At 74.5% G+C, this 25,150-nt stretch carries 24 protein-coding genes; 12 read left to right on the forward strand and 12 right to left on the reverse strand.

Features of this window, described 5'->3' with window-relative positions; genetic code table 11:
• Positions 1-27: 27 nt before the first annotated feature.
• Positions 28-1,422 (reverse strand): cytochrome P450, encoded by a 1,395-nt coding sequence (locus FHL79_RS13930; RefSeq protein WP_138759188.1) that lies wholly within the window; start codon positions 1,420-1,422, stop codon positions 28-30.
• A gap of 174 nt (positions 1,423-1,596) precedes the next feature.
• On the opposite strand from FHL79_RS13930, the gene FHL79_RS13935 reads away from it, so the two are divergent.
• The 6 genes from FHL79_RS13935 to FHL79_RS13960 all read left to right on the forward strand — a co-directional run bounded on the left by FHL79_RS13935 (position 1,597) and on the right by FHL79_RS13960 (position 6,147).
• Positions 1,597-2,202: a hypothetical protein gene (locus FHL79_RS13935; protein ID WP_138759189.1), complete on the forward strand. Its 606-nt coding sequence runs from the start codon at positions 1,597-1,599 to the stop codon at positions 2,200-2,202.
• 62 nt (positions 2,203-2,264) lie between these two features.
• A complete protein-coding gene (locus tag FHL79_RS13940) occupies positions 2,265-3,413 on the forward strand; it encodes a zinc-dependent alcohol dehydrogenase (RefSeq protein WP_138759190.1) in 1,149 nt (382 codons plus the stop codon).
• A 14-nt stretch (positions 3,414-3,427) separates the two neighbouring features.
• On the forward strand, positions 3,428-4,015 hold the full coding sequence (locus tag FHL79_RS13945) for a hypothetical protein (protein WP_138759191.1): 588 nt from the start codon (positions 3,428-3,430) through the stop codon (positions 4,013-4,015).
• A 45-nt stretch (positions 4,016-4,060) separates the two neighbouring features.
• Positions 4,061-5,263 carry an AI-2E family transporter gene (locus FHL79_RS13950; RefSeq protein ID WP_138759192.1) on the forward strand — a complete coding sequence of 401 codons (1,203 nt, stop codon included), beginning with the start codon at positions 4,061-4,063 and terminating at the stop codon, positions 5,261-5,263.
• Between the two features lie 39 nt (positions 5,264-5,302).
• Positions 5,303-5,548, forward strand: coding sequence for a hypothetical protein (locus FHL79_RS13955; protein ID WP_138759193.1), 246 nt, complete (start codon positions 5,303-5,305; stop codon positions 5,546-5,548).
• 281 nt (positions 5,549-5,829) lie between these two features.
• Positions 5,830-6,147 carry a hypothetical protein gene (locus FHL79_RS13960; protein ID WP_138759194.1) on the forward strand — a complete coding sequence of 106 codons (318 nt, stop codon included), beginning with the start codon at positions 5,830-5,832 and terminating at the stop codon, positions 6,145-6,147.
• A 48-nt stretch (positions 6,148-6,195) separates the two neighbouring features.
• On the opposite strand, the gene FHL79_RS13965 is transcribed toward FHL79_RS13960, so the two are convergent.
• From FHL79_RS13965 to FHL79_RS13975, 3 genes are read right to left on the reverse strand one after another with little or no spacing between them, the layout of a single operon-like run.
• Positions 6,196-7,224, reverse strand: a complete 1,029-nt coding sequence (locus FHL79_RS13965; protein WP_138759195.1) for an NAD(P)-dependent alcohol dehydrogenase — start codon at positions 7,222-7,224, stop codon at positions 6,196-6,198.
• Entirely contained in the window at positions 7,221-7,994 is a 774-nt protein-coding gene (locus tag FHL79_RS13970; protein WP_138759196.1) for a metal-sulfur cluster assembly factor, read from the reverse strand. The genes FHL79_RS13965 and FHL79_RS13970 overlap by 4 nt, the downstream gene beginning before the upstream one ends.
• Positions 7,991-9,037, reverse strand: coding sequence for an amidohydrolase family protein (locus FHL79_RS13975; RefSeq protein WP_138759197.1), 1,047 nt, complete (start codon positions 9,035-9,037; stop codon positions 7,991-7,993). The genes FHL79_RS13970 and FHL79_RS13975 overlap by 4 nt, the downstream gene beginning before the upstream one ends.
• 189 nt (positions 9,038-9,226) lie before the next feature.
• Here FHL79_RS13975 and FHL79_RS13980 point away from each other — a divergent pair, with 189 nt between their 5' ends.
• A complete protein-coding gene (locus tag FHL79_RS13980; RefSeq protein WP_218938466.1) occupies positions 9,227-10,705 on the forward strand; it encodes an AAA-type ATPase lid domain-containing protein in 1,479 nt (492 codons plus the stop codon).
• On the opposite strand, the gene FHL79_RS13985 is transcribed toward FHL79_RS13980, so the two are convergent.
• Both FHL79_RS13985 and FHL79_RS13990 read right to left on the reverse strand, forming a co-directional pair.
• On the reverse strand, positions 10,702-11,574 hold the full coding sequence (locus FHL79_RS13985) for an NAD-dependent epimerase/dehydratase family protein (protein ID WP_138759198.1): 873 nt from the start codon (positions 11,572-11,574) through the stop codon (positions 10,702-10,704). The genes FHL79_RS13980 and FHL79_RS13985 overlap by 4 nt on opposite strands.
• Before the next feature lie 86 nt (positions 11,575-11,660).
• The gene (locus tag FHL79_RS13990) at positions 11,661-13,226 is read right to left on the reverse strand and encodes an AbgT family transporter (protein WP_138759199.1); all 1,566 of its coding nucleotides are present in this window, start codon (positions 13,224-13,226) and stop codon (positions 11,661-11,663) included.
• A 101-nt stretch (positions 13,227-13,327) separates the two neighbouring features.
• Between FHL79_RS13990 and mug the strand changes: the two genes are divergently transcribed.
• On the forward strand, positions 13,328-13,846 hold the full coding sequence (gene mug / locus FHL79_RS13995) for a G/U mismatch-specific DNA glycosylase (protein ID WP_218938467.1): 519 nt from the start codon (positions 13,328-13,330) through the stop codon (positions 13,844-13,846).
• Here the strand turns inward: mug and FHL79_RS14000 are convergent.
• A complete protein-coding gene (locus tag FHL79_RS14000) occupies positions 13,819-15,153 on the reverse strand; it encodes a glucose-6-phosphate dehydrogenase (protein WP_138759200.1) in 1,335 nt (444 codons plus the stop codon). The two genes, mug and FHL79_RS14000, sit on opposite strands and share 28 nt — an antisense overlap.
• On the reverse strand, positions 15,150-16,496 hold the full coding sequence (locus FHL79_RS14005; protein WP_171058163.1) for a M20 family metallopeptidase: 1,347 nt from the start codon (positions 16,494-16,496) through the stop codon (positions 15,150-15,152). Before FHL79_RS14005 ends, FHL79_RS14000 begins: the two co-directional genes overlap by 4 nt.
• A 106-nt stretch (positions 16,497-16,602) precedes the next feature.
• Here FHL79_RS14005 and FHL79_RS14010 point away from each other — a divergent pair, with 106 nt between their 5' ends.
• The 4 genes from FHL79_RS14010 (at position 16,603) to FHL79_RS14025 (ending at position 20,831) form a co-directional block, all read left to right on the forward strand.
• Entirely contained in the window at positions 16,603-17,502 is a 900-nt protein-coding gene (locus FHL79_RS14010; RefSeq protein ID WP_138759201.1) for an alpha/beta fold hydrolase, read from the forward strand.
• A 51-nt stretch (positions 17,503-17,553) separates the two neighbouring features.
• The gene (locus tag FHL79_RS14015; RefSeq protein WP_138759202.1) at positions 17,554-17,940 is read left to right on the forward strand and encodes a DUF6394 family protein; all 387 of its coding nucleotides are present in this window, start codon (positions 17,554-17,556) and stop codon (positions 17,938-17,940) included.
• Positions 17,941-17,952: 12 nt separating this feature from the next.
• Positions 17,953-19,764: a potassium channel family protein gene (locus tag FHL79_RS14020; RefSeq protein WP_138759203.1), complete on the forward strand. Its 1,812-nt coding sequence runs from the start codon at positions 17,953-17,955 to the stop codon at positions 19,762-19,764.
• 134 nt (positions 19,765-19,898) lie between these two features.
• Entirely contained in the window at positions 19,899-20,831 is a 933-nt protein-coding gene (locus FHL79_RS14025) for a hypothetical protein (protein ID WP_138759204.1), read from the forward strand.
• A gap of 25 nt (positions 20,832-20,856) precedes the next feature.
• Here FHL79_RS14025 and FHL79_RS14030 read toward each other — a convergent pair whose 3' ends face one another.
• The 4 genes from FHL79_RS14030 to ftsH all read right to left on the reverse strand — a co-directional run.
• Positions 20,857-21,552 (reverse strand): DivIVA domain-containing protein, encoded by a 696-nt coding sequence (locus FHL79_RS14030; protein WP_138759205.1) that lies wholly within the window; start codon positions 21,550-21,552, stop codon positions 20,857-20,859.
• On the reverse strand, positions 21,549-22,688 hold the full coding sequence (locus FHL79_RS14035) for a globin domain-containing protein (RefSeq protein ID WP_138759206.1): 1,140 nt from the start codon (positions 22,686-22,688) through the stop codon (positions 21,549-21,551). The genes FHL79_RS14030 and FHL79_RS14035 overlap by 4 nt, the downstream gene beginning before the upstream one ends.
• 28 nt (positions 22,689-22,716) lie before the next feature.
• Entirely contained in the window at positions 22,717-23,085 is a 369-nt protein-coding gene (locus FHL79_RS14040) for a group I truncated hemoglobin (RefSeq protein WP_138759207.1), read from the reverse strand.
• 174 nt (positions 23,086-23,259) lie between these two features.
• On the reverse strand, positions 23,260-25,150 hold a 1,891-nt coding region (gene ftsH, locus FHL79_RS14045), incomplete at its 5' end, for an ATP-dependent zinc metalloprotease FtsH (protein WP_138759208.1).

A 25,150-nucleotide genomic window follows, 5' to 3' on the forward strand; every position in this document is an offset into this window, starting at 1 on the left:
TGGACGTGCCGAGGAACGGCTACCCGGTCAGCGCTGGGCCAACCCGGACGGCGTGCCGCGGGACCAGAGCCGGACCGGCAGCTCGTCGAGCCCGTAGACGAAGGACAGCGGCCGGAAGGCCAGCTGCTCGGGCGGGACGGCGAGGGCGAGGTCCGGGAACCGCCGGAGCAGCGCCGGCAGCACGATCCGCAGCTCCATCCGGGCCAGTTCGGCGCCGATGCAGCGGTGGATGCCGTGCCCGAACGCCAAGTGCCCGCTGGTGGGCCTCCGCGCCGGGTCGAAGGTGTCGGGGTCGGCGCCGGCGGTGGCCGGGTCGCGGTTGGCGCCGCTGAGCGAGGCGAGGACGACGTCCCCGGCGCGCAGCGGGTGCCCGGCGATCTCCATGTCGTGCTTGGCGAAGCGGGGGAAGGCCAGCTGGACGACCGAGAGGTGGCGCAGCAGCTCCTCGACGGCGCGGTCGACGTCGGCGCGGGTGCCGGTGCGCATCAGCTCGGCGTGCGCCGGGTCGCGCAGCAGCACCATCGTCGACAGCGAGATCATCCCGGCGGTCGTCTCGTAGCCGCCGGTGAAGACGCCGTCGGCGAGCCCGGCCAGGTCGACGTCGGAGATCAGGTCGCCCTCGTCCCGGATGATCTGGCCGATCAGGCCGGGTCCGGGCTCCTTGCGCTGGCGAGCCACCGCGTCGAAGAGGAACTCCCGCTGCTCGGAGACGGCGCCGAAGGCACCCGCCGCGCCGCCGGTGGCGTCGAAGCGCTGCACACCCAGCCGGGCGAAGGCCTCGCGGTCGTCGAGGTCGAGCCCCAGCAGCGCGCAGATGGTCTGGAACGGCACCGGGAAGGAGACCAGCTTGGCGAGGTCGGCGGTCGGGCCGGCGGCGGCCAGCTCGTCGAGCTGCTGCGCCACGATCCCCTCGATCATCGGCTCGAGCCGGGCCAGCCGGCGCATCGTGAACTCGGGGGTGACGATCTTGCGCAGCCGGGTGTGCACCGGCGGGTCGGTGAAGCCCAGCCCGCCGACGTCCTCCCCGGTGCCCGGGCCGGTGCCGGGCAGCAGGTGGCGGATGTCGTTGCTGTAGTTCTCCCGGTCGGCGAGCACGGCACGCACCTGCTCGTGACCGGTGACGAGGTAGACCCGGAAGTCGAACGGGAACTTCAGCCGGTGCACCGGGTCGGTGGCCCGCAGCTGCGCCAGCCGGGGCACCGGATCGGTGCCGATGCGCTGCAGCGGGACCTTCGAGCGCTCCGGGATGAAGGTCATCGCCGACAGGTCGATGCCCTTGCGCTGGATGCGCCGGGTGATCAGGCGGCCGGCCAGCGCGCGGGCGCGGGCCCGTACCGCGGGTGCCACCCGATGGCCCTGCCGACGGCCGTGGGCCGAGGGGTCGGTGCGCAGGCGTTGCAACCGGTCCGGGGTGCCGAACACGTGGCCCCTTCCGGGGTGTCGAGGACGATGCTGTCTTCGTACTCCAGCACGACGACCGTGATCAAGGCTGCCACGCCCGCTCCGCGCACCGGCGCACCCCCTGCGCCCCACGTGTCACCACCCGGGCCACCGCGGCCCGGGTTCGGCGCCGCGGCGACCGGATACAGGGCGTCGGTGACGACGCGGCTGACGTTCGACGGCTGGATCCTCGGGCTCGGCACCGCGTCGGGCACCCGCGTGGTGGTCGGGCACTGGCCGCGTTCCCCCCTCGGCCCGATCTCGGACGTGATGGTGCAGCGGCCCGGCGGTCACCGCGTGCTGCTGGCGCCCGGCCCGGAGGTCGCCGAGTTCGTCGGCACGACCTACACCTTCGACGAGGTGCGGATCGTGCCGGTGACCGTCGCCCGGCCGGACGACCGGACGTGGTCGGTGCAGGCCGGACCGCTGGACCTGCAGGCGCGGACCGGGCCGCGGCCGGTGCTCGGCCGGCTGCTGCACGCGGTGCCGGCCCGGCTGGCCCGGGCACCGGCCTGGGTCGGCCTGCTGGACCTGCCGGCCCGGCTCACCACCGGGCTGCGCACCCGGGGGTCGGCCGGCAACGGGCGGACGGAGTGGTACGGCGTGCAGGACCTGCACGCCCTCGCCGGCGTCGCGGCGACCTGGGACGGCCAGCCGCTGGGGGAGCTGACCGCGGTGCGCCCACCGGTCACCTTCGGCTTCGGCTCGGTGCCGCCGTGGCCGTCGGTGGTGCGGGTGACCACCACCGTCCAGGTGCCCTGAGGGATTGCCGACGTCGGGACCGGGGCACTGGCCAGCAGACGAGCTGTCCCCCAGGAGGACCCATGCGCGCGATGACGTACCGCGGCCCGTACAAGCTGCGGGTGGTGGAGAAGGACAAGCCCCGGATCGAGCACCCCAACGACGCGATCATCCGGGTCCAGCTGGCCGCCGTCTGCGGCTCGGACCTGCACCTGTACCACGGCCTGATGCCGGACACCCGGATCGGTCACACGTTCGGCCACGAGTTCATCGGCGTCGTCGACGAGATCGGGTCGTCGGTGCAGGACCTGCAGGTCGGCGACCGGGTGATGGTGCCGTTCAACATCTTCTGCGGGTCCTGCTGGTACTGCTCCCGTGGCCTGTACTCCAACTGTCACAACGTGAACCCCAACGCCACGGCGGTCGGCGGCATCTACGGCTACTCGCACACCACCGGCGGCTACGACGGCGGTCAGGCCGAGTACGTCCGGGTCCCCTTCGCCGACGTCGGCCCGGTGAAGATCCCGGACTGGATGCACGACGAGGACGCCGTGCTGCTCACCGACGCCGCCGCGACCGGCTACTTCGGCGCCCAGCTCGGCGACATCGCCGAGGGGGACACCGTCGTCGTCCTCGGCGCCGGGCCGGTCGGGCTGATCGCCGCCCAGTCCTCCTGGCTGATGGGCGCCGGCCGGGTGATCGTCGTGGACCACCTGACCGAGCGGTTGGAGAAGGCCCGCACCATGGCGCACGCCGAGGTGTGGAACTACGACGAGATCGACGACGTGGTGCTCGAGATGAAGCGGCAGACCGACCACCTCGGTGCCGACGTCGTCATCGACGCGGTGGGCGCGGAGGCCGACGGCAACCTGCTGATGCACGTCACGGGCACCAAGCTGAAGCTGCAGGGCGGCTCGCCGATCGCGCTGAACTGGGCCATCGACGGCGTCCGCAAGGGCGGCAGCATCTCGGTGGTCGGTGCCTACGGACCGATCCCGAACATGGTCAAGTTCGGCGACGCGCTGAACAAGGGCCTCACGCTGCGGATGAACCAGACGCCGGTGAAGCGGCAGTGGCCGCGGATGTTCGAGCACGTGCGCAACGGCCACCTCACGCCGCGGGAGATGGTCACCCACCGGTTCCCGCTGGAGGACATCTCGGAGGCCTACCACGTGTTCTCCGCCAAGCTCGACGGCTGCATCAAGCCGCTCATCGTGCCCAGCACGTCCTGAGAGGGGACATCCCGATGGCCGCCGACGACATCCCCAGTGCCTACGTCTCCGACAAGCGCACCCCGATGCCCAGCCGGGAGGAGATGCGTGCCCGCATCCCCGGATGGGGCGTGGACCTCGACCCGGCCGACCGCCCGTCGCACCCCAAGCTGCAGTACGCCCCGGGCACGACCGGTGCGCACTGGCAGTTCCCGGACCGGCAGCCGGGGTCCGAGGGGCGCGAGCACTCCATCGAGCACGCCTTCGTCACGCCGGTCTTCGGCACCGCGCAGCCGCTGCACGGTCTCTCCGGCGCCATCCGCAGGCTCGCCTACGCCCGGTTCAGCGAGGCCCGGCTGGCGCACTGGCTGCTGCTCGTCCTCGGTGACCGGGTCGACGCCTGGGGCAGCCACCTGCGCTCGTTCGCCACGCTGCACCCGGACAACCCGATCACCGAGACCGGCGTGCGAACGGAGCTGACCGCCGAGGGCACGGCGCGCAGCGGCCGCTCCGATCGGCGGCACCAGCTGCTCGACCCGGTGGTCGTGGCGGGCCCCTGGGTCCTCGCCGGTGCTGGAATGGTGCTGGGCGTGCGCCGGGTGGTGCGCGCGCTGCGCGGCTGAGCCGGCCGCCCCCGAGCGGGGGTGCCGGGGAGAGGCGGTGACCCCGTGCCCGGTCTGCGCCGCCCGCGGGCAGTGCCGCCCAGCCCCGTCGTCCCCAAGGTCCTGCAGCGGGCACCCACCGACTCAGCGGGCTGGCCGCGACAGGAACCGCCGTGGCTGCGCCGCGGCGTGCTGCTGGTGCTCGCCGTCGTCACCGGCTACCAGCTCGCGACGTGGCTCTTCGGCCACCTCCGGGGCTTCCTCGGCCTGCTCTTCCTGGCCTGGTTGTTCGCCGTCGGCATCGAGCCGATCGTGGAGGCGCTGGTCCGCCGCGGCCTGCGGCGGGGGGCGGCCACCGGCCTGGTGATGGTCGGCCTGTTCGCCGTGGCGATCGGCTTCGTGACGGTCTTCGGCGCACTGCTGGTCGACCAGCTCAGCCAGCTGGTGACCGTCCTGCCCGACGCGGTCGCCGACGTGGTGCGCTGGGTGAACCAGACGTTCGGCACGGACTTCCGGGCCGCCGAGGTCGTGGACTCCCTGAACCTGACGTCGGAGCGGGTCCAGGGGCTGGTCCAGGACCTCGCGCCCGGGCTGGTCGGGATCCTCTCCTCGCTCGTCGGGTTGCTGTTCCAGGTCCTGACGTTCCTGCTGTTCGCCTACTACATGTCGGCCGAGGGTCCGCGGATGCGGGCCGTCGTCTCCACCTGGTTCCCGCCGCGGCACCAGCGGGTCATCGCCACGGTGTGGGAGATCGCGGTGGACAAGACCGGCGGCTACCTGCTGTCCCGGCTGGTGCTGGCGCTGGTGAACGCCGCGGCGACCGGCGTGCTGCTGTGGGGGATCGGCGTCCCGTACTGGCTGCCGCTGGCCATCTGGACCGGGATCGTGTCGCAGTTCATCCCCACCGTGGGCACCTACCTGGCGATCGCGCTGCCGGCGTTGATCGCCCTGTCGGACCAACCGGTCGACGCCGTCTGGGTGGTCCTCTTCGGCACCGTCTACCAGCAGGTCGAGAACTACCTGCTGGCGCCGCGGATCACCGCGATGACCGTCGCCGTGCACCCGGCGGTGGCCTTCGGCGCGGTCATCGCCGGTGCGGCCCTGTTCGGGCCGATGGGCGCGCTGGTCTCCATCCCGGTGGTCGCCGCCGTGCAGGCGGTCCTGGAGACCTACGGGCACGGCTACGAGCTGGTGGAGGAGGAACCGGACGTCGACGAGGGCACCGGGCCGACGGGCGAGCCCCCGCCGGACGCCGCCAACTCGGCCTGAGGCAGCGCGCCGGGACGACGCCGGGAGGAGGCTGGCGCGATGGACATCACCACGGTCAACGACCGGCACCTGTACTCCGGCACCGTCCGGCTGCGGGACCCCGCGCGGCCCGGGGCCGTGGTCGAGCTCGTCGACCGGGTGGTCCGCTTCGGGCCGCCCGGCTGGCTCACCGTCGCCGACGGTGCCGACCCGGGCCGGCCCATCGAGCTGTTCCCGACCGCCCAGGTGGTGGCTGTGACGGAACTCGGTGAGGTGCACCAGCCGGACCGGCCCGTCGACGGATGAACGGGCCGGCTGGTGGGTAGCGTCCTCCGTGGCGCCGCCCGGCGTTCAGCCCCTCCGCTGGCGGAGGGAGATCGGCGCGTCCTCCATGAGCACCACGCCTGCACGTCCCCCCGCAGCTCCGGCAGCAGTTCCCGGCGAGCCCGGGTCGGGTCCCCGGCGTCCCACCCCACGGGACGTGCCGAAGCGGACGCCGCTGGTGGCGCGCCCGGTCGGCGCGCCCGGCCCGGACACCGACGCCGGCAGCGAGCTGCCGCACTCGTGACCGCTGAGGAACCCTGCCCGTGCTGACGGTCCCCGTCCCCCTCCTGGGCGGCACTGCCGACCCCGTGCCGCCGTCGACGGCCGGTCCGGCGCTGCCGGTCGCGCCCGAGCCGCTGACCGACGGCGGCGGCGACCGCCTCGTGGTGGTCGCGCTCCCCGCCGTCCCGGCCCGCCCGTCCGCCGTCCTGCTGGCCGCGCAGCAGCTCTCCGACGAGGCGGCGCGGCACCCGCGCCGTCCCCGGGGCCTCGGCCGGGCGGTCGCCGAGCGCCGCCGCCGGCAGCAGCGCGCCCTGGTGGTGCAGCGCCGGGTCGACCGGGTGCAACCACCCCTCGGCTGAGCCCGCCGCCGCGGTCGGGCGCCCCGCCGGCAGCGGGGCACCCGACTCTCACGGCACGAGGATCGCCCGGGTCCCCGGGAGACGGCCGCCGTCGAGGTCGTCGAGCGCCTCCAGCGCCGACGTCAGCGGGTACGTCCTCGTGGACAGCGTGACCAGACCGCGGGCCGCCAGCGCCATCAGCTCGCGCAGGTCGGTGTACGAGCCGACCTTGTTGCCGACGATGCTGATCTCCCGGTTGATGATCTCCAGGGTCGGCACCTCCACCGCACCGCCGTAGCCGATGACGTAGTAGGACCCGGTGTCCCGGGTCATCGCCACGCCCTGGGCCTCGGTGCCGTGCTCGCCGACGAAGTCGAAGACGACCTCCGCGCCCGTGCCGCCCAGCGCGTCCAGCACCTCGGCCACCGTGTCGTCCCCGGCCTGGACGGTCCGGTGCGCGCCGAGCTCGGCGGCCTTGGCCAGCGCCTCGGCCGACCGGTCGACGACGGTGATCTCGGCCGGGGTCATCGCCAGCAGGCACTGCAGGCCGATGTGCCCGAGGCCGCCCGCGCCGATCACCACCGCCCGGGCGGTGGCGGGCAGCAGCGGCACGGCCTTGCGGACGGCGTGCTGGGCGGTGAGCCCGGCGTCGGCCAGCGCGGCGACGTCGACCGGCTGCAGCCCCTCGGCGAGCGTGACCACCGACCGGGCGTTGGTGCGCAGCAGCTCGGCCATCCCGCCGTCCCGGCTGATGCCGGGGAACTCGCCGTTCTCGCAGTGCACGTCGTCCCCGCGCCGGCAGGGCGGGCACAGGCCGCAGGTCACCAGCGGGTGCAGGATGACCTTGTCGCCGACGGCGACGTTGCGCACCGCGTCGCCGACCTCCACGACGGTGCCGGCGTTCTCGTGGCCGATCACGTAGGGCAGGCCGACGCCGCTGGCCTCGGCCCACTGGCCCTCGATGATGTGCAGGTCGGTCCGGCACACCCCGGCGGCGTCGACGTGCACCAGGACGTCGAGCGGGCCCTGCAGCGTCGGCTCCGGGATGTCGTCGATCGAGGGGGGCTTGCCGTACTCGTGCACGCGTACTGCCTTCACGGCAGGACCTCCAACGGGAGTGCGGGATGGTGGGCATCGGCGCGCGGGACCTGGTCGTCCTCGGCGCCGGGGTAGCGGGTGGCCAGCAGCCCGCGGCAGAAGTGCGCGTTGCCGTCGACCGAGATGCGCACCGACCGGGCCCGGCGCAGCGTCAGCGCCGCGGTCTGCGCGCTCGGCCGGGAGCCGTCCGGTGCCAGCAGCACCGGGGCGGTGTCCGCCACCGACAGCCCGAGGACGGCGCGGCGCTGCCGCAGCGCCTCGGTGACCGGCCCGGCCGGCAGGTCCCCGAGGGTGACGTCCAGGACCGCGGCCTCGGTCCGGGACGGGTCCGCGCGCAGCCAGCCGGTGAGCGCCCGCTCCATGGCGGCGGTGTGCGCCTTGCGCTGGAACGTCGCCCGCAGCTCGTCGAGGCTGTCATCGGCCTCGTGCCCGAACGTGCCGCGGTAGCCGGCGTCGGCCGCCAGACCCCGGTTGATCAGGTCGGAGTCGTGGTGGTCGTCGAGCTCCACCACCACCCGCCCGGCGCCGGGCAGCGCCACGACGGCGTCCCGGGCGTCGGACACCATCAGCCAGGCGAAGTTCGGCGCGCAGAACGAGGTCGGCAGCCGCAGGTGCACCGTCACCCCGGCCGGCTCGACGGCGACCGAGCGGACGAAGCCGAGGTCGGTGATCGGCTCGTCGAGCTCGGGGTCGACGACGCTGTCCAGCGCCCGCCGGACGTCGGCCTCGGTCGGCGGCTCGGTGAGCGGTCGGGTGAGGATCGCCGTCATCGGGCCATCGCCAGGTCGGCGCTGCCCGGCTCGCGGGGACCGGTCGCCGTCTCGTCGGCGTCGGGGAGCTGCAGCCGCTCCGGCACCGGGATGTCGTACAGCTTGGCCGCGTTGAGCCCGAGCACCTTCTTCTTCACCGCCGTGGTCAGCGGCGCGTACTCGGTCATGTCCTCCGGGATCTGGAAGTCCACGAACGCCTCGACCAGCCACTTCGGCGTCCACAGCGCGTAGTCGCTGGAGAACTGGATCCGGTCCTCGCCGAGCCAGTAGACGAGCTCGCCGATGATCTGCGCGAAGTAGCGCGGCCGGGTGTGGATGAACGGCATCGCCACCGCCAGGCCGGCGTGGACGTTGGGCTCCTGGGTGGCGATCCAGCAGAAGTCCTCCAGCCGGGGCAGGCCGCAGTGCTCGACCACGAAGTTGAGGTCGGTGAAGTCGGTGGCGGCGTGGTCGACGTCGGCCACGTCGAAGGCGTCGCGGTCCAGCGGGCGGATCGTGGGGCCCTTGTGCACGTGGACGTTCTTGATGCCGAGCTCCCGGCAGACCTCGAGGTACTTGTAGGTCCACGGGTCGCTGAGCTTGTAGCCGCGGGAGTCGCCGTGCCACTCGGCGGTGTAGAGCTTCACGCCCTTCAGCCCGAAGCGCTCGGCGTCGGCACGCAGCTGGTCCAGGCCCGCCTCGCCGTTGCGCGGGTCGAAGTTGTGGTTGTAGGTGAGCTTGTCCGGGTGGGCCTGGGTCAGCGCCCAGGCCTCCTCGGTCTGGCCGAAGCCGCGGGCGTAGAACTCGCCCAGGGCGGCCGGCTGGAAGATGGCGTGGTCGACGATGCCGTCGACGAAGACGTCGCGCATCAACCGCTCGCCGCCCTGGTACAGGTACTCCTCGTAGGGCCAGACCTCGGACTCCGGGCTGAGGTTGCGGTGGTAGTCGTAGAAGCAGTCGATGAACTGCTTGCCGTGCACGTTCAGCTGGTTCTCCGGGCGCGCGTCCCACAGTGCGATGTGCGCGTCGACCACGAAGTAGTCCTCGCCGTCCTTGCTGTACATCGGGGTCCTCCTCGAGGGTCCGGCTCGCACCGCTGCGAGCTGGGTCACACCGGACGCTAGGACGCCGGGACCCCGGTGCCCCCGGTCCCGCTGTCTCACTTTGAGACACCGGGACAGCCGAGCGCTCTCGCGCAGCCAGCCGGCGGCCTAGCATCCACGGCGACGCAACGGCGCGTCAGGAGGTGTCCCGTGACCGACCGTCCCGCCGTCCCCGCGCCGGTGCCCCTGCCGCCGGGTGACCTCTCCCTGCCGCGGGCGCGCCCCCGGGTGCGGGCGTCCTGGGCGCGCAGCCAGCGGTACGGCGTCTCACCCGAGGCGGTCGAGGCGGTCTACAGCCCGGCGCTGAGCACCGACTCGCTGTTCTACGAGTGCGGCGCGGAGGTCCTCGGCCGGCTGCACGGCACGCTCGCCGCCGAACCGGTCGGGCTGATGATCACCGACGCCGAGGGGCTGGTGCTGGCCCGGTGGTCCGGTGACCGGGAGATCAGCCGCTCGCTGGACCGGGTTCACCTGGCGCCGGGCTTCTACTTCGGCGAGCGCACCGCCGGCACCAACGGCCTCGGGCTCGCGCTGGCCGACCGGGTGCCGTCGCTGGTGCGGGCCGGCGAGCACTTCGTCGCACCGCTGCGCCGCTACACCTGCGCCGCGGTGCCGGTGCTCGACCCGCGCACCGGGGACCTGGTCGGCAGCATCAACATGACCACCTGGTCCGACGCCTCCTCCGACCTGCTGCTGGCACTGGCCCAGTCGGCGGCGGGCAACACCAGCGCGCTCATGCACGTCCGCTCCGGCGGCCACCCGGAGCGGCCGATGCCCCGCGGCGAGGTCTTCCACGTCTTCGCCGACCGGCTGCCCGGCGCCGACCCGTGCCCCTCCCGCGCGTGGCGGGACGCCGTGGCCGCGGCCCGGGACGCGGTCGCGGCCGGCCGGCTGCTGGCGGTCGTGGGGGAGCCCGGTGCCGGCAAGTCCGCGGTGGCCAGCCTCGCCCGGCACGGCGGCCGGCGGCGCGAGCGGGTGCTGGTCGCCCGTCCGCCGCAGGCCGCCGACGTCGACTCCTGGCTCGCGCTGTGGGCCCCGGAGCTGACCAGCCCCGACACCTGCGTGGTCGTCTCCGGCGCCGACGTGCTGCCGGCATGGGCGGCCGACGAACTGGCCGCGGTGCTCGGCACGGCGCCGGCCGGCCCGGTGCGGCCCGTGGTGCTCACCGCCCCGTCGCTGGCCGCCGTCCCGGCGTCGCTGGCGGCGCTGGTCGACTCGGTCGTCGAGGTGCCGGCGCTGCGGCACCGGACCGAGGACGTCGAGCCGCTGGCCCTGGCCTTCGCCCGCGAGCTCCGACACCGCGACGTGCCGTTCACCCCGCGGGCGCTGCGGGCGCTGGCGGCCCACTCCTGGCCGGAGAACGTGCGGGAGCTGCGCGCCGTCGTCCGGGAGGCGGTGGCCCGCACCGACGTCGTCGACGTCCACCACCTGCCGCCCGCGGTGCTCAGCGCCGGGTCGCGGTCGCTGAGCCGGCTCGAGCAGCTGGAGCGCGACGAGATCCTGCGCTGCCTCACCCGGCCGGGGACCACCGCGACCCAGGCGGCCACCGAGCTGGGGGTCTCCCGGGCGACGCTGTACCGCAAGATCGCCCAGTACGGCCTGCGGGTGCCCGGCCGCGAGCCCGGCTAGGAGACGGGCTGGGCGCCGACCTCGTCCCGCCACGAGTGCTGCGGCTCGAAGCCCAGCACCCGGCGGGCCTTGTCGATCGACAGCAGCGTCTCGTTCGGCCCGAGCTCGCGGGTCACCGGGACACCGGGGAACTCGGCGGCCAGCAGCTCGGCGTTGGACCGGGACATCACCGTGTCGGCGTTGGCGACGATGAAGACGTCCGCGCCCGGGGCGGTGTGCTCCAGCCCGAGCCGCACCGCCTGCGCGCCGTCCCGGGCGTCGATGTAGCCCCACAGGTTCCACCGGCGCAGCGCCGGGTCGGCGTCGAAGCCGGGGAACTCGGCGTAGTCCTCGGGGTACATGACGTTGCTGAACCGCAGCCCGGTCATCGACAGGTCGGGGTGCCACCGGCACAACTGCCGGGCCAGCTCCTCCTCCATCGTCTTGACCAGCGAGTACGTGGTGGTCGGCGTCGGCGGGTACTCCTCGTCGACCGGCACGTAGGGCGGCGGGGTGTCGAAGGGCAGGCCGAGGACGGTCTCGCTGGAGGCCCAGACGACCTTCCGGACGCCGGCCCGCAGTGCTGCGCTGTAGACGTTGTAGGACGCGGTCATGTTGTTGGCGAACGTCGCTGCGTTGGGCAGCAGCCCGGGCGCCGGGACGGCGGCCAGGTGCACCAGGGCGTCCACGCCGGTGTGCCGGTCGTCGATGCCGCTCAGCGCCTCGACGGCCTGCCCGAAGTCGGTCAGGTCGACGACGGAGGAGACGACGTCCGTGCGCGGGCTGGGCGTCCGGTCCAGCGCCACCACGTCCCAGCCGTGCGCGAGCAGGTCGCCGACCACCGCCCTGCCGAGCTTGCCGCTGCTGCCGGTGACCGCCACTCGCGCCATGTCCGCCCCACTGTCGATGTCCTGCCGTCCGACCGTCGTGCCCGGCACAGCTTCACCCGGTGCGTCCGGGTGCGCACGCCGGGCGGTCAGGGCAGGCGGGCGTGCTGGCCGGGGCCGAAGGGCAGGTCGAGGAAGAACCACACGGCCAGCACGGCGGCCCAGGCCAGCCAGAAGACGACGGTGAAGGGCAGGAAGCGGGAGATGAGCGTGCCGAAGCCGGCCTGCGGCTCGTAGCGGCGCAGCATGGCCAGCACGATCACCAGGTAGGGGTTCAGCGGCGTGAGGATCTGGGTCGCCGAGTCACCGATCCGGAACGCCGCCTGGGTGAACCCGGGCTCGTAGCCCAGCAGGGCGAACAGCGGCACGAAGACCGCGCCCATGATCGTCCACATCGACGACCCGGAGACGATGAACAGGTTGAGCAGCGAGCAGAGCAGCACGAAGGCGAGCACGGCGGGGAACCCGGTGAAGCCGAGCGAGGCGAGCGCGTCGGCCCCCGAGACCGCCAGGACCGTGCCCACGCCGGACCAGTTGAACAGCGCGATGAACTGGCCGAGCACGAAGGCCAGCACGATGAAGGAGGCCATGTCCTTGACCGCCTCGGCCATCGCCACGGGCACGTCGGCGGCCCTGCGGAACGAACCGGTCGCGTAGCCGTACACGATCCCGGGGACGGCCAGCAGCGCCGAGACGATGAACACGACCGAGTCCAGCAACGGCGACTCGGGCAGGTAGCCGCCGGTCTCGTTGCGCAGCGGCGCCCCGGGCAGCACGGTCAGCAGCAGGATCGCGGCGGCGGTGACCAGGAAGGCCAGGCCGGCCAGCCGCATGCCCCGGCGGGCCCGGTCGTCGATGGTCAGGTCGGTGACGTCCTCCACGGCGCCGATCCCGTCCTCGGCGTCCTCGCTCTGCTCCCTGGGCACCCGCAGCCGCTCCAGCCGCGGCTCCAGCACCCGGGTGATGAGCAACCCGCAGACCACGGTCAGCACGAGTGAGCTCGCGATGTTGAAGAACCAGTTCGAGACCGGGGTGACCGGCGTGCCGGGGTCGGGCAGCGAGCCGGTGACCGCGGAGGTGATCCCGGCGAACAGCGCGTCCAGGCTGGTGACCACCAGCGACGTCGAGTAGCCGGCGCCGGCGGCCGCGAAGGCGCCGAGCAGCCCGGCCACCGGGTGCCGGCCGGCCGCGGCGAAGACCATGGCGGCCAGCGGCGGGAGCACGATCATCACCGAGTCGGCCATGACGCTGCCCACGGTGCCGACCAGCGCGACCGCGTAGGGCAGCGCCCACGAGGGCCAGCCGGAGAAGCTCCGCTTGATCACCGACGAGAGCAGTCCGCTGCGCTGGGCGATCCCGACGGCCAGCAGGATCACCACCACGGTGCCCAGCGGCGGGAACCCGACGAAGTTGTCCACCAGCGTGGTGGTGAACCAGCGGATCCCCTCGCCGGTGAAGAACCCGCGGACGACGGTCGGTTCCCCGGTGCCCTCGACCTGGGCCTGCACCCCCGCCCAGGCCAGTCCGGTGGACACCACGGCGAGCACCGTGAAGAGGCCGACGAAGAGCAGGAACGGCTCGGGGATCTTGTTGCCGACCCGCTCGATGCCGCCGAGCAGCCGGTCGGTGCGGGTGGTGGTCACCGGTGTGCTCATGGCAGCAGCTCCTCGACGTGGCAGTCGTCGTCCGCGGTGTGAGCCGTGTCTACCGGGGACGGGCCGACATCGCGCGCGGTGGATGCCACACACTGGGTCGCGTGGAGGGCGGGGGTGCGGCCAAGCCGCTGCGCGACGTCGTCGCGCCCGACCTCGACGTGCTCTTCTGCGGCATCAACCCCTCGCTGATGTCCGCGGAGCGGGGCCACCACTTCGCCCGGCCGGGGAACCGGTTCTGGCCGGCGTTGCACCTCGGTGGCCTCACCCCGCGGCAGTTCGCCCCGGACGAGGACGCCACCCTTCCCCGGTACGGGCTGGGCATCACCAACGTCGTCGCCCGGCCGACCCGTACCGCCGCCGAGCTGAGCCGCGCGGAGCTGCGGGAGGGGGCGGCCGCGCTGGCCGAGCTGGTCGCCTGGTACCGGCCACGGGTGCTGGCCGTGCTGGGGGTGACCGCGTGGCGGCTGGCGTTCGACCGGCCGAGGGCCGTGCTCGGCGTCCAGCCCGAACGCGTGGGCGGGGCGGTGACCTGCGTCGCGCCGAACCCCAGCGGGCTCAACGCCCACCACCAGCTCCCCGACCTGGCCCGGCGCTACGGCGAGCTGCGTCGGCTCGGCTGAGCGCTCGGTGCAAGCGGGGGAGGCCCGGCCGACCCGGCGGCGTACTCCTGCAGCGGCACCGTCCCGGCCGCCCAGGCCGCCAGCGCGGGGTCCACGACCCGCCAGGCCTGCTCCGCCTCCCCGGCGCTGACCGACGTCGCGCTGCCGCCGGCGAGCACGTCGCCCAGCACGCGGCAGTACGCGGTGAGCTCGCCGGGCGCCTGGGTGGCACCCGGCCGGGGCCCGTGCTGCGCAGGCTCCAGCGAGATCTCCAGCGGCTCGCGGCCGGCGTCCCGGAAGTGCACCGCCACGACCTTCCGGGAGGTCCCCACGGCCTTGCCGGTGCGCAGCAGGAACCGCGTCCCGGCCCAGCGCGGGGTGTCGATCCCGAACACCAGCTCGGCGTGGGTCTCGGTGCCCCGTGCGGGGTCCACACCGTCCTCGGCGGCGTAGTCGGGAACGGTGTCGCCGGTGGCCAGCACGCCGGCGGTGTACCGGGCACGGCGGGTGCAGGCGGCCGGGTCGGAGGAGGACAGCTGCAGCGCCCGCAGCAGGGTCAGCTTCGCCGCGTGCAGTCCTGCCTCGCCCGGGCTCGGCGGCGGTTCCAGGGTGAGCAGGACGAGGACCTGGAGCAGGTGGTTCTGCAGCACGTCCCGGACCGCGCCGGTCCGGTCGTAGAAGTCCGCCCGGCCCTCCAGGCCGAGTGTCTCCTCCCAGACGACGTGCACCTCGGCGATCTCCTCGCCGTGCCACCCCGGCCCCAGCTCGCCGTCGGGTGCCCGCAGGGTGAGCAGCCCGGTGACGACCGGCATGCCGAGGAAGTGGTCGACGCGGGTCACCGCCGCCTCGTCGCCACCGCTCACCTCCGCCAGCAGCCGGTTGAGCGCGACGGCAGTGGTCAGGTCGGCGCCGAAGGGCTTCTCGACGGCGATCCGGCTCCCCGGCGGCAGGCCGGCCGAGCCCAGCGCGCGCAGGGTGGCGGGGAACAAGGCCGGGGGCAGCGCCAGGTAGGCCGCGACCGGGCCGCCGCCGGCGAAGGCCCCGACCGCAGCGGCGACGGTCACGGGGTCGTCCGCGTCGAACCGGCGGTACCGCAGCCGGCGCAGCGTCGCCTCGCGCGCCGCCGTCGGGAGGTCCCCGGCGGAGGACTCCCAGCGGGCGGCGACGTGGTCCCGGAAGGCCTGGTCGTCCCAGTCCTGCACCCCGGCGGCCACCACCTGCAGGTCGTCGGGGAGCTCTCCGGCGGCCGTCAGCCAGCCCAGCGCGGGCAGCAGGAAGCGGCCGGCCAGGTCGCCGGTGGCGCCGAGCAGCAGCAGTCTGCTGATCACGGGCGGTCGAGGACGGCGTCGAGGTCGAGCACCCCGCCGGCCGCCTCGAACTCCGCCCGGGCGGCCGCCAGCACCGCCGGGTCGGCGAGCACGTCCAGCGCGGTCAGCGCGAGGCCGACCGCGCCGTCCAGCACCGCCCGGTCCCCGGCCGGGGAGGCGGCGGCTGCGGCGAAGTCGGTGGTGTGCATGGAGGTGTCCGGGCCGGCGATCGCGATCATCGGGTGGATCGAGGGCACCCGCACGCTGACGTTGCCCAGGTCCGTCGACCCGGCCAGCGACGCCGGTGTGACCCCCGGCGGCAGCGCGGTGCGACCTCGGCGGGCCTGGTGCCGGGTCCAGCGCGCGGCGAGCTCGAGGTTGGCGCGGATGGGCAGGTAGGCCGGCATCTCGTCCCAGTGCAGCTCGTACCCGCAGCCGGTCATCGCGGCCGCGGCCACCGCGATCGCCTCCATCCGGCGGCTGAGGTCGGCCAGCGTCTCCGGCGTCGCCGAGCGCACGTAGTACAGCGCGCTCGCGGTCTCCGGGACGACGTTGGGCCGCTGCCCGCCGTCGGTGATCACCCCGTGCACCCGGTCGGTGTCCGGCACGTGCTGGCGCAGCATCGCCACCCCCTGGTACCCGGCGACCACGGCGTCGAGGGCGTTGCGGCCCATGAACGGCTGCGCGGAGGCGTGCGCGGCGATGCCGGTGTAGGTCACCCGCAGCTGGCGGCGGCCCAGGAAGGGCTGCACGGCGGCGTCGTAGGAGAAGGGGTGCAGCATGACCACCGCGTCGACGCCGTCGAAGGCGCCGTCGCGGGCCATCAGCTCCTTGCCGCCGCCGCCCTCCTCGGCCGGGGTGCCCAGCAGCAGGGCCGTCCCGGGGACGCTGCCGTCGGCCAGCACGGCGGCCAGGCCGAGGAACGCCCCGACGGCGGCCGAGCAGATGACGTTGTGCCCGCAGCCGTGGCCGATGCCCGGCAGCGCGTCGTACTCGGCGAGCACCGCCACGGTCGGGCTCCCGCTGCCGGCGCTCGCCCGCAGCGCGGTGTCCAGGCCGTGCACGCCGACCTCGGCGTCGATGCCGTGCCGGGCCAGCAGGTCGGCCACCGCCCGCACCGACCGGTGCTCGGCGTAGCCCTCCTCGGGGTGGGCGTGCAGGTCGGCGCTGAGCGCGAGCAGGTCGGGTCCGGCCGCCTCGACGGCCTGCTCGGCGCGGTCCAGCAGCGCGGCCGGGGCGCCGGTGTGCGGGGAGGAGAGCGGCTCGGCGGTCACCGCCGCCCGTTCGGTCGCCGCCCGCAGCTGGTCGAGGTGGTGCCGGTCGGCGGGCAGGGGGGTCCGGGTGTCGCCGGCGTCCGCGGTCACGACCCCGTGTCTACCGGGGGTCCGCGCCGGGCGCAGCAGGACGTCCACGGCGGCGGCTGGTGCGGGAGGCTGGCGGCCGGCACCCGCCCGCGATCGAGGAGGACCGATGACGGCTGCGCCGCAGCCCGGCTTCGAGGGGTTCGAGCTCTCCCGGGTCGACGTCGGGGAGGTGACGCTGCGGGTCCGCACCGGGGGCTCGGGTCCACCCCTCCTGCTGCTGCACGGCTACCCCCAGACGCACCTGATGTGGGCCGGCGTCGCAGCCGACCTGGCGCGCGCGTTCACCGTCGTGGCGCCAGACCTGCGCGGCTACGGCGAGAGCTCGCCGCCGGCGACGGTGCCCACCCACGAGACGTTCGGCAAGCGGGCGATGGCCGCCGACGGCGTCGCGCTGATGCGCCGGCTCGGCTTCGACCGGTTCGACGTGGCCGGCCACGACCGCGGTGGCCGGGTGGCCTACCGGATGGCGCTGGACACCCCGGACGTCGTCCGCCGGCTGACCGTGCTGGACGTGGTGCCCACCGCGGAGGTGTGGGCCCGCGCCGACGCGCGCTTCGCCCTCGGCTACTGGCACTGGGGCTTCCTGGCCCAGCCCGAGCCGATCGCCGAGACGATCATCGGCCGGGACCCGGAGCACTTCTTCCTCGACGCCCAGTTCGGCGGGGTGCTCCGGGGCTTCCGGCCCGAGGCGGTCGCCGACTACACCCGGGCCCTGCACGACCCGGCGGTGGTGCACGCCATCTGCGAGGACTACCGCGCCGGAGCGGGGTGCGACCGGCAGCTCGACGAGGACGACCGGGCCGCGGGGCGCCGGATCACCAGCCCGCTGCAGGTGCTGTGGGCCGGACGGGGGGCGCTCCCTGCCTGGTACGACCCGCTGGAGGTCTGGCGGGCGTGGGGCACCGACGTCACCGGGCAGGCCGTCGACAGCGGGCACTTCATGGTCGAGGAGGCGCCCGCCGCCACGCTCGCGGCGCTGCAGGCCTTCCACTCGGCGGGCTCCTGAGGACCGGCGTTAGGGTCCGACGGTGATCAACCGCAGGGGACGGGGCGCGGGATGAACCTCGAGAAGGTGGTCTTCGGGTTCTTCGTGACGCTCGCCGCCACGCTGAACTTCGGCTTCTTCATCGGTGACATCTCCGACCCGCAGCTGCACAACGAGTACGAGCTGTTCGCCGCGGTGGTGGTCAACCTGATCGCGACGGTGCTCAAGTTCGGTGACCGCACCCAGATCGGCGCGGTGCACCTGGCCACCAGCCTGGTCGCCGACCTGCAGCTCATCGCGGCCACGGTGTTCTGGGTGTTCGCCGCGCACGTGTCCAGCGCGGGGCTCACCGCCGGGGCGACCGCGAGCATCGTCTCGCTGTCCGGCGGCGCGCTGCTGGCCAACGTCGTGTCGCTGGTGCTGCTGGTCATCGAGACCAGCTCGTTCCGTCGTTCCTGAGGACGGACCGCGGTGACCAGCACCCCCGGCAGCGGGCGCCGGCCGGCCATGGGGGAGCGGCAGCTGCCCGGGAAGCGGCCGGTGCCGGCCGGGCTGGTCTCGGGGGTGCAGGCCTCCGCGCCGATCTTCCTGGTGCTGCGGCGGATGCGGGCGCCGCTGATCACGCTGGTCCTCATCTTCGCGGTGAGCGTGCTGGGCCTGAGCCTGATCACCGGGGTCGACGACGCCGGCCGGCCGTACCGGCTGAGCATCTTCGACTCGTTCTACGTGATGAGCTACACCGCGACGACGATCGGCTTCGGCGAGCTGCCGTTCCCGTTCACCGCCGCGCAGCGGCTGTGGGTGACCGGCACGATCTACCTGTCGGTCATCGGCTGGGCCTACGCGATCAGCGCGCTGCTCTCCCTGCTGCAGGACCGGGCGTTCCGGGCGGCGCTGGCGCTGCAGCACTTCAGCCGCAAGGTCTCCCGGTTGCGCGAGCCGTTCCTGCTGATCGTGGGCTACGGGCAGACCGGTGAGCTGCTCGGCCGCTCCTTCGACGAGCTGGGCCGCCGGTTCACCGTCGTCGACGTCTCCGACGCCCGGATCGACGCCCTCGAGCTGGACACGCTCCGCGCCGACGTGCCCGGCCTGGCCGGCGACGCGCGCAACCCGCACGACCTGCAGGTGGCCGGGCTGACCCACCCGTGCTGCGAGGCCGTGCTCGCGCTGACCGACGACGACGAGGCCAACCTCGCCGTCACGATGACCGCCGCCCTGCTGCGGCCGGAGCTCACCGTCGTCACCCGCACCACCTCGGCCGTGGTGGCCGAGCGGATGAGCGCCTTCGGCAGCCCGACGGTGATCAACCCCTTCGACCGGTTCGGCGACCACCTGCGGCTGGCGCTGCACTCCCCGGCCGCCTACCAGCTGATGACCTGGCTGGAGAGCGGGCCCGGGGCGCAGCTGCCGCCGCGCCGCTCCGCGCCGGCACCGGGCCGGTGGGTGGTCTGCGGGTACGGCCGTTTCGGCCGGCACTTCGCCGCCGACCTGCGCGCCGAGGGGCTGGAGGTCACGGTCATCGAGCCCCGGCCGGGGGAGGACCCGGCGCCTGACCCGCTGCTGCACCTCCTCGTGGGCGACGAGTCCGACCCGGCGGTGATGGCCGCCTCGGACCTCCCCGGGGCCGTGGGCTTCGTGGCCGGCACGGACAACGACACCACCAACCTCTCGCTGGTGGCCGCGGCCCGCCGGGTGAACCCGGACCTGTTCGTCGCCGCCCGGCAGAACCAGCCGACCAGTGCGGCGCTGTTCGCCGCCATGGACGTCGACGCCCTGCTGGTGCCCACCGAGGTGATCGCGCACGAGGTCTACGCCCGGCTGAGCACGCCGCTGCTCTGGCGCTTCGTCCGCGAGCTCACCGGCCGGGACGACGAGTGGGCGGCCGCCCTGATCGACCTGCTGCGCGACGAGTGCGGCGACCGGCTCGGCGCGCTGTTCAAGGTGCGGCTCAACAGCACCGAGGCGCCGTCCCTGGGCCCGTGGCTCGCCGAGGGCTCCCTCGTGCTGGGCGACCTGCTGCGCAGTCCCGACGACCGGGACCAGCGGCTGCCGGCGGTGCCGCTGCTCCTGCTCCGCGACGGGGAGAGCGTGCTGGCTCCCGACGACGCGTTCGTGCTGCGCGCCGACGACGAGCTGCTGCTCGCCGGGCGCCCGGTCTCCCGCCGCGCGCTGGAGAAGACGTTGATGGTCGACGCCGTCCCCGCCTACCTGGTCACCGGCCGCCGGGTGCCGTCGGGCTGGCTCTGGCGCCGGCTCACCGGGTACCGGGAGACGGCGGGCTGAGCGCGCCGGTTCCGTCAGGTCACGTTTCGCTCACGGCGCTCCGACGACTGGTTGGCCCGGCCACCGCCCGGCCCCCACCATGGCGGGGACGCCACGGACGGCGCCACCCGGCAGGACCGGATGCGGGAGGACCCATGCCCCAGACCGCTGGACCCCAGACCCCTGAGACGCCGACGACCCAGCCGCTGACCACCCTGCCGGCGGCCGGCCCGGGTGCCGCCTCCGAGGCCCCCTCCGCCGTCCCGGAACCGCGCAGACCGAACCTCAAGGGCGACCTGGACAGTGTGCTGGAGTTCCTGCCCAGCTTCCGCGGCGCCGTCCGCGGCTACGAGCGCTCCCAGGTGGACAGCTACGTCACCTGGGCCGAACGGGAGCTCCGGGCGGCCCGCCGGTCGGCGGACGAGATGGCGGCCCGCTTCGCGGCCGTCTCGGCGGAGCTGGACCGGGTCCGGGAGGAGCTGTCCCGCTCCGCGGCGAGCCGGGAGGCCCGCCAGGTCTCCGACCGGGTGGCGCACATCCTGGAGCTCGCCGCCGAGGAGGCCGCGGAGACCCGGGCCGCCGGCGCGGCCGAGGCCGACGGGCTGGTGACCGCCGCCCGGACGTGGTCGGCGGCGATGATGCAGCACGCGCGGGAGGCCGAGGACGCGGCGGCGACCGAGCGCGAGTCCGCGACCGCGACCCGGGTGCAGGCCGCGGACGCGCTGGCGGCCGCTCGGGCCGAGGCCGGGGAGCTGCGGGCTGCCGCCGCGCGCGAGCAGCAGCGGCTGGCGGCGGAGGCGGCGCAGGAGCGCCGCCGGCTCGAGGAGGAGGCCGCCGCGGCTCGGGCGGCGGCCGAGGAGAAGGCCCGCCGGCAGCAGGAGCAGGAGATGGCGGCGGCAGCCGAGGTGGTCGCCGCGGCCCGGCGGGAGATCGAGCAGCTGCACGGCCAGCGGGACCGGGCCACCGAGTCCCTCCGGCTGCTCACCGGACGGATCGGCGACGCGCTGGAGACCCTGGCGGCGAGCATGCCGGCAGACCCGCCCAACGTGGTGGCGCCCCAGCCGCGGGACCGCACCCCGGCCGGCTGACCGCCCCGGTCACCCGGTCGGCCGGTCAGTACGGCGACCGGGTGGCCGGCACCGCTGCGACGGCGGCGTCCAGGGCCGTGGCACCGTGCGGCTCCCGGTCGGCGACCAGCGCCGGGGGGACGACCGCGGGGTGCGCCCGGCCCCACTCGATCTCCACGTCGGCCAGCAACGCCTCCAGGTAGGAGCGCAGCTGGACCCGGGTGGCCTGGCCGAACGCCTTGAGGTAGGCGATCTGGTCCTGCAGCTCCTGGGTGCCCGGGGCGTCACCGGCGCCACCACCGCCCGAGGCCACGATGGCCGCGCGCGCCTCGGCCGCCGCCTGCACGATCGCCCCGGCCCGCTCCCGGGCCTCGGTCAGCTGCTCCTCGTACTGGGCGCGGGCCTCGCTGGTCATCTGCCGGCTGAAGTCCTCGGCCTCGGCCACGTACTGGTCGGCGGTCAGCTGGGCGGTGGCCAGGATGCCGACGGCCTGGTCGCTGGGGGAGGGGCGGGCGGCGACGGCGTCCAGTTGCCGGCGGAGTGCCTGCACCTGCTCCCGCAGCTGCGCGTTCTCCTCGGAGAGCCGGGCCAGCTCATCGGCGGCCCGGGCGACGAAGGAGTCGACCTCCCGGTCGGTGTAGCCGGGGTGCAGCATGCTCGCCGGGGTGAAGTGCACGGCGCGGAGGTCATCGGCCGTGGGCGGCCCGACCTCGTGCCCGTGGCCCGTGGTGCTGGTGGTCATTCGGTCACCTTCCCGTCAACGGTCGGGCTCGGTCGGCTGGGGGCGAACACCTCGGTGCGGATGCGTGCCATCGGCACGCCGTGCTGGTGGAGCCGGACGACGGTGTCCTCGACCGTCGCCGGGTTGCCCGCGACGTAGGCGTCCCGGCTGGTCCAGGGACCGTGCCGGAGGACGACGTCGGCGATGTCACCGTGCTCCACGGCCGAGCCCTTCTCCTGGGAGACGGCACAGGTGACCGTCAGCCACGGGTGCTCCTGCTCGAGCCGGCGCAGGTCGGCCCGGTCGTAGAAGCCGTCCTCGGTGCGCGCCCCGACGAACAGGTCGACCCGCCGCGGTGGGCCCTGCCGGGCCACCTGGTCGACCAGCGCCTTCATCGGCGCCAGGCCGGTACCGCCGGCGACGAGCAGCAGGTCCCGGTCGGAGCCGGTGTCCAGCGCGAGGTGGCCCACCGGCGGGCCCAGCCGGACCACGTCGCCCACCCGGGCCAGCCGGACCAGCGCGCTGCTGACCGGTCCGCCGTCGCGGGCCCTGACGTGCAGGTCGAGGGCGTTGTCCGGCCGCGGGGCGTTGGCCGGGGAGTACCAGCGCCACAGCCGCGGGCGCAGCTCGCTCTCCACCGAGACCGCCTGACCAGGGAGGTAGGGCAGCGGCGCCGTCGTCCGCACGGTCAGCACGGCGACGTCGACGGTGCGCCGGTCGTGGGCGACCACCTCGCCGTCCCACCACGCCGGGGAAGCCGCGTCGGCGTCGGCCGCGCCGATCATCACGTCGGCGATGACGCCGTAGGCCTCGGTCCAGGACGCGGCGAGCGCGTCGTCCCAGTCGTAGTCGAAGTGCTCCAGGGTCGCGAGCAGGCTCGCCCCGACCGCCGGGTAGTGCGCGGCGAGGGCGCCGAACTTGCGGTGGTCCCGGCCCAGCTGCTGCAGGACGGGCACGAGGGCGTCCAGGTCGTCGACCCGCGCCATGACCTCGCCCAGCGCGGCGAACAGGCGGTCCCGCTGGTGGGCCATCGAGACCGGGAACATGTCCCGGGTCTCCGGGTGGGTCAGGAACAGGTGCGCGTAGAACCACGACGGCACCTGGTCGCCGTGGGTGGCCGCCTTGCCGAAGCTGGCGCGCATCGCGGGGATGTCCACGCGTCGACTCCTCCTCGCAGCCCGGCGGTCAGCCGACCCGCTCGGCGGCGGTGACGATGTCGTCGCGGTGCGCGGTGAGCGCTTCCCCCACCGCACCGATGTCCTCGCCGGAGACGCCCAGTGCGGTGAGCGTGCCGACCAGGTGGCCGACGACCCGGTCGAAGTCCTCCGGCGTGATGCCCAGGCCGGCGTGGCCGGCCGCGAGGTCCCGGCCGGAGTACTCGACCGGACCCCCGGTGACCTGGGAGAGCAGCGCGGTCTGGTGGCGGCGCAGCCGGGGCAGGTCGATGCCCTCGAAGTACGGCGCCAGCTGCGGGTCGGCGACGACCCGGACGTAGAAGTCGTCGACCGCGGTGCCGATCCCGGCCTCCTGGCCGAGACGTTCGAACAGCGACATGCGAGGTCCTTCCGTTCCACCCCCGTGGACGGGCAGTGCGACTGGTCCCACGGAGTGCAGGCCGGAGCCGGCCCCGTGGTCCTCGCGCTCGACCGTATCCGTACGTCCACCAGTCGGCATGACGGGGGGTGACCGGTTGCACACGACCAGTCCGCGGACGGACCGGATCAGCCGTCAGGCCGTCGGCCTGCCCGCCCCCGCCGGAGCACCGGCCCGGGCGACCTCGCGGACGACGTCGCCGGACACCGTCTCGCGCTCCAGCAGCTGCTGGGTCAGCGCGTCCAGCGCGCCGCGGTGCCGGGTCAGCAGGGCGACGGCGTGCTCCTCGGCCTCACGCAGCAGCCGGGCCACCTCGGTGTCGATCACCCGCTGGGTCTCCTCGCTGTAGACCCGGTTCGCCGACGCGCCGCCCCCGAGGTACTGCGGGGAGTCGTTGCCGTAGCCCACCGGCCCGAGCGCGGCGGAGAGCCCGAACTCGCGGACCATCCGGGTGGCCAGGTCGGTGGCGCCGGCCAGGTCGTTGGACGCGCCGGTCGAGCCCTGGCCGAACACGACCAGCTCGGCGGCCCGGCCACCCAGCCGCACCGCGAGGCTCGTGGTCAGGTGCTCGGCCGAGTACAGGTGGCGCTCCTCCTCGGGCACCTGCTCGGTGACCCCGAGCGCCATGCCGCTGGGCAGGATGGTGACCCGGTCGACCGGGTCGGCCGCCGGGGAGAGCGCGGCGACCAGGGCGTGGCCGGACTCGTGCACGGCCACGTTGCGCTTCTCCGACTCGAGCAGGAAGTTCGAGCCCTGCCGCTGGCCGAGCAGGATCCGGTCGCGGGCCTGGGCGAGGTCGGCGGCGGTGATCTCGCTGCGGTCGTCGCGGACGGCGACGATCGCCGCCTCGTTCATCAGGTTGGCCAGGTCCGCGCCGGAGAACCCCGGGGTGGCCCGGGCGGTCGCCTGCAGGTCGACGTCGGCCGTGAGGTGCTTGCCCGCGGCGTGCACGGCCAGGATGGCGGCGCGCTCGGGCTGCGTGGGCAGCGGTACGACGACCTGCCGGTCGAAGCGCCCGGGGCGCAGCAGCGCCGGGTCCAGCGTCTCGGGCCGGTTGGTCGCGGCCATCACCACGACACCGGTGGCCGGGTCGAAGCCGTCCATCTCGGCGAGCAGCTGGTTCAGCGTCTGCTCGCGCTCGTCGTTGACCGACAGCCCGGCCCCGCGGCGCTGGCCGATCGCGTCGATCTCGTCGATGAAGATGATCGACGGGGCCCGCTTGCGGGCCTCGGCGAACAGGTCGCGCACCCGTGAGGCGCCGACCCCGACGTACAGCTCGACGAACCCCGAGCCGGTGATGGAGAAGAACGGCACCGATGCCTCGCCGGCGACCGCGCGGGCCAGCAGCGTCTTCCCGGTGCCGGGCGGGCCGGCCATCAGCACGCCGCGCGGGGCGATCGCCCCGGCGGCGGCGTACTTCTCGTTGGACCGGAGGAAGTCCACGACCTCGGTGACGTCGCGCTTGACGCCCTCGTAGCCGGCGACGTCGGCGAACGTGGTGGTCGGCCGGTCGGCGTCGATGACCTTCGCCTTGGACCGGCCCACGCCCATCGCACCCAGCCCGCCGCCCAGCGCCCCCTTGCGGGCCTGCCGCCCGATGTAGACGAAGTAGCCGACGAACAGCAGGATCGGCAGGAAGGACAGCAGCGTGCCCAGCAGCGACCCGGTCGCGCCGGTCGCGGAGAAGTGCGGCACGACGTCGGGGTCCCTGACCTGGGTCAGGAACGTCTCGTCGACGCCCTGGACGCCGGTCGGGTAGTGCGAGGTGAACTCGTCCCCGCCGCGGTAGTCCGACCGGTAGGCGCCGCTGATCGCCCCGTCGGCGGTCAGCGTCAGCGACTCCACGTGCCGGGCCGCGACCTGCTGCGACAGCTGGCCGTAGTCGACCTGCTCCGGCGCGGCGCCCATCCGCGGGAGGAGCAGCAGCAGCGCGGTGATGCCCACCCCGATCGGGATCAGCCAGCGGCGCCAGCCAGGCGGGGGCGGCGGCGCCGGGGCGGCCGGACGGTCCTGGGGCGGGCCGGAG

The sequence above is a fragment of the Modestobacter altitudinis genome, from assembly GCF_005930475.1.
GTDB lineage: Bacteria > Actinomycetota > Actinomycetes > Mycobacteriales > Geodermatophilaceae > Modestobacter > Modestobacter altitudinis.

Bases quoted from the DNA above. Each gene is read 5' to 3' on its own strand.
- FHL79_RS13990 (WP_138759199.1), bottom strand. From the start codon at position 13,226: ATGAGCACACCGGTGACCACCACCCGCACCGACCGGCTGCTCGGCGGC.
- FHL79_RS14030 (WP_138759205.1), bottom strand. From the start codon at position 21,552: ATGACCACCAGCACCACGGGCCACGGGCACGAGGTCGGGCCGCCCACG.
- FHL79_RS13970 (WP_138759196.1), bottom strand. From the start codon at position 7,994: ATGACGGCGATCCTCACCCGACCGCTCACCGAGCCGCCGACCGAGGCC.
- FHL79_RS14010 (WP_138759201.1), top strand. From the start codon at position 16,603: ATGACGGCTGCGCCGCAGCCCGGCTTCGAGGGGTTCGAGCTCTCCCGG.
- FHL79_RS13975 (WP_138759197.1), bottom strand. From the start codon at position 9,037: ATGTACAGCAAGGACGGCGAGGACTACTTCGTGGTCGACGCGCACATC.
- FHL79_RS14015 (WP_138759202.1), top strand. From the start codon at position 17,554: ATGAACCTCGAGAAGGTGGTCTTCGGGTTCTTCGTGACGCTCGCCGCC.
- FHL79_RS13955 (WP_138759193.1), top strand. From the start codon at position 5,303: ATGGACATCACCACGGTCAACGACCGGCACCTGTACTCCGGCACCGTC.
- FHL79_RS14025 (WP_138759204.1), top strand. From the start codon at position 19,899: ATGCCCCAGACCGCTGGACCCCAGACCCCTGAGACGCCGACGACCCAG.
- FHL79_RS14040 (WP_138759207.1), bottom strand. From the start codon at position 23,085: ATGTCGCTGTTCGAACGTCTCGGCCAGGAGGCCGGGATCGGCACCGCG.
- FHL79_RS13940 (WP_138759190.1), top strand. From the start codon at position 2,265: ATGCGCGCGATGACGTACCGCGGCCCGTACAAGCTGCGGGTGGTGGAG.
- FHL79_RS13985 (WP_138759198.1), bottom strand. From the start codon at position 11,574: ATGGCGCGAGTGGCGGTCACCGGCAGCAGCGGCAAGCTCGGCAGGGCG.
- FHL79_RS13945 (WP_138759191.1), top strand. From the start codon at position 3,428: ATGGCCGCCGACGACATCCCCAGTGCCTACGTCTCCGACAAGCGCACC.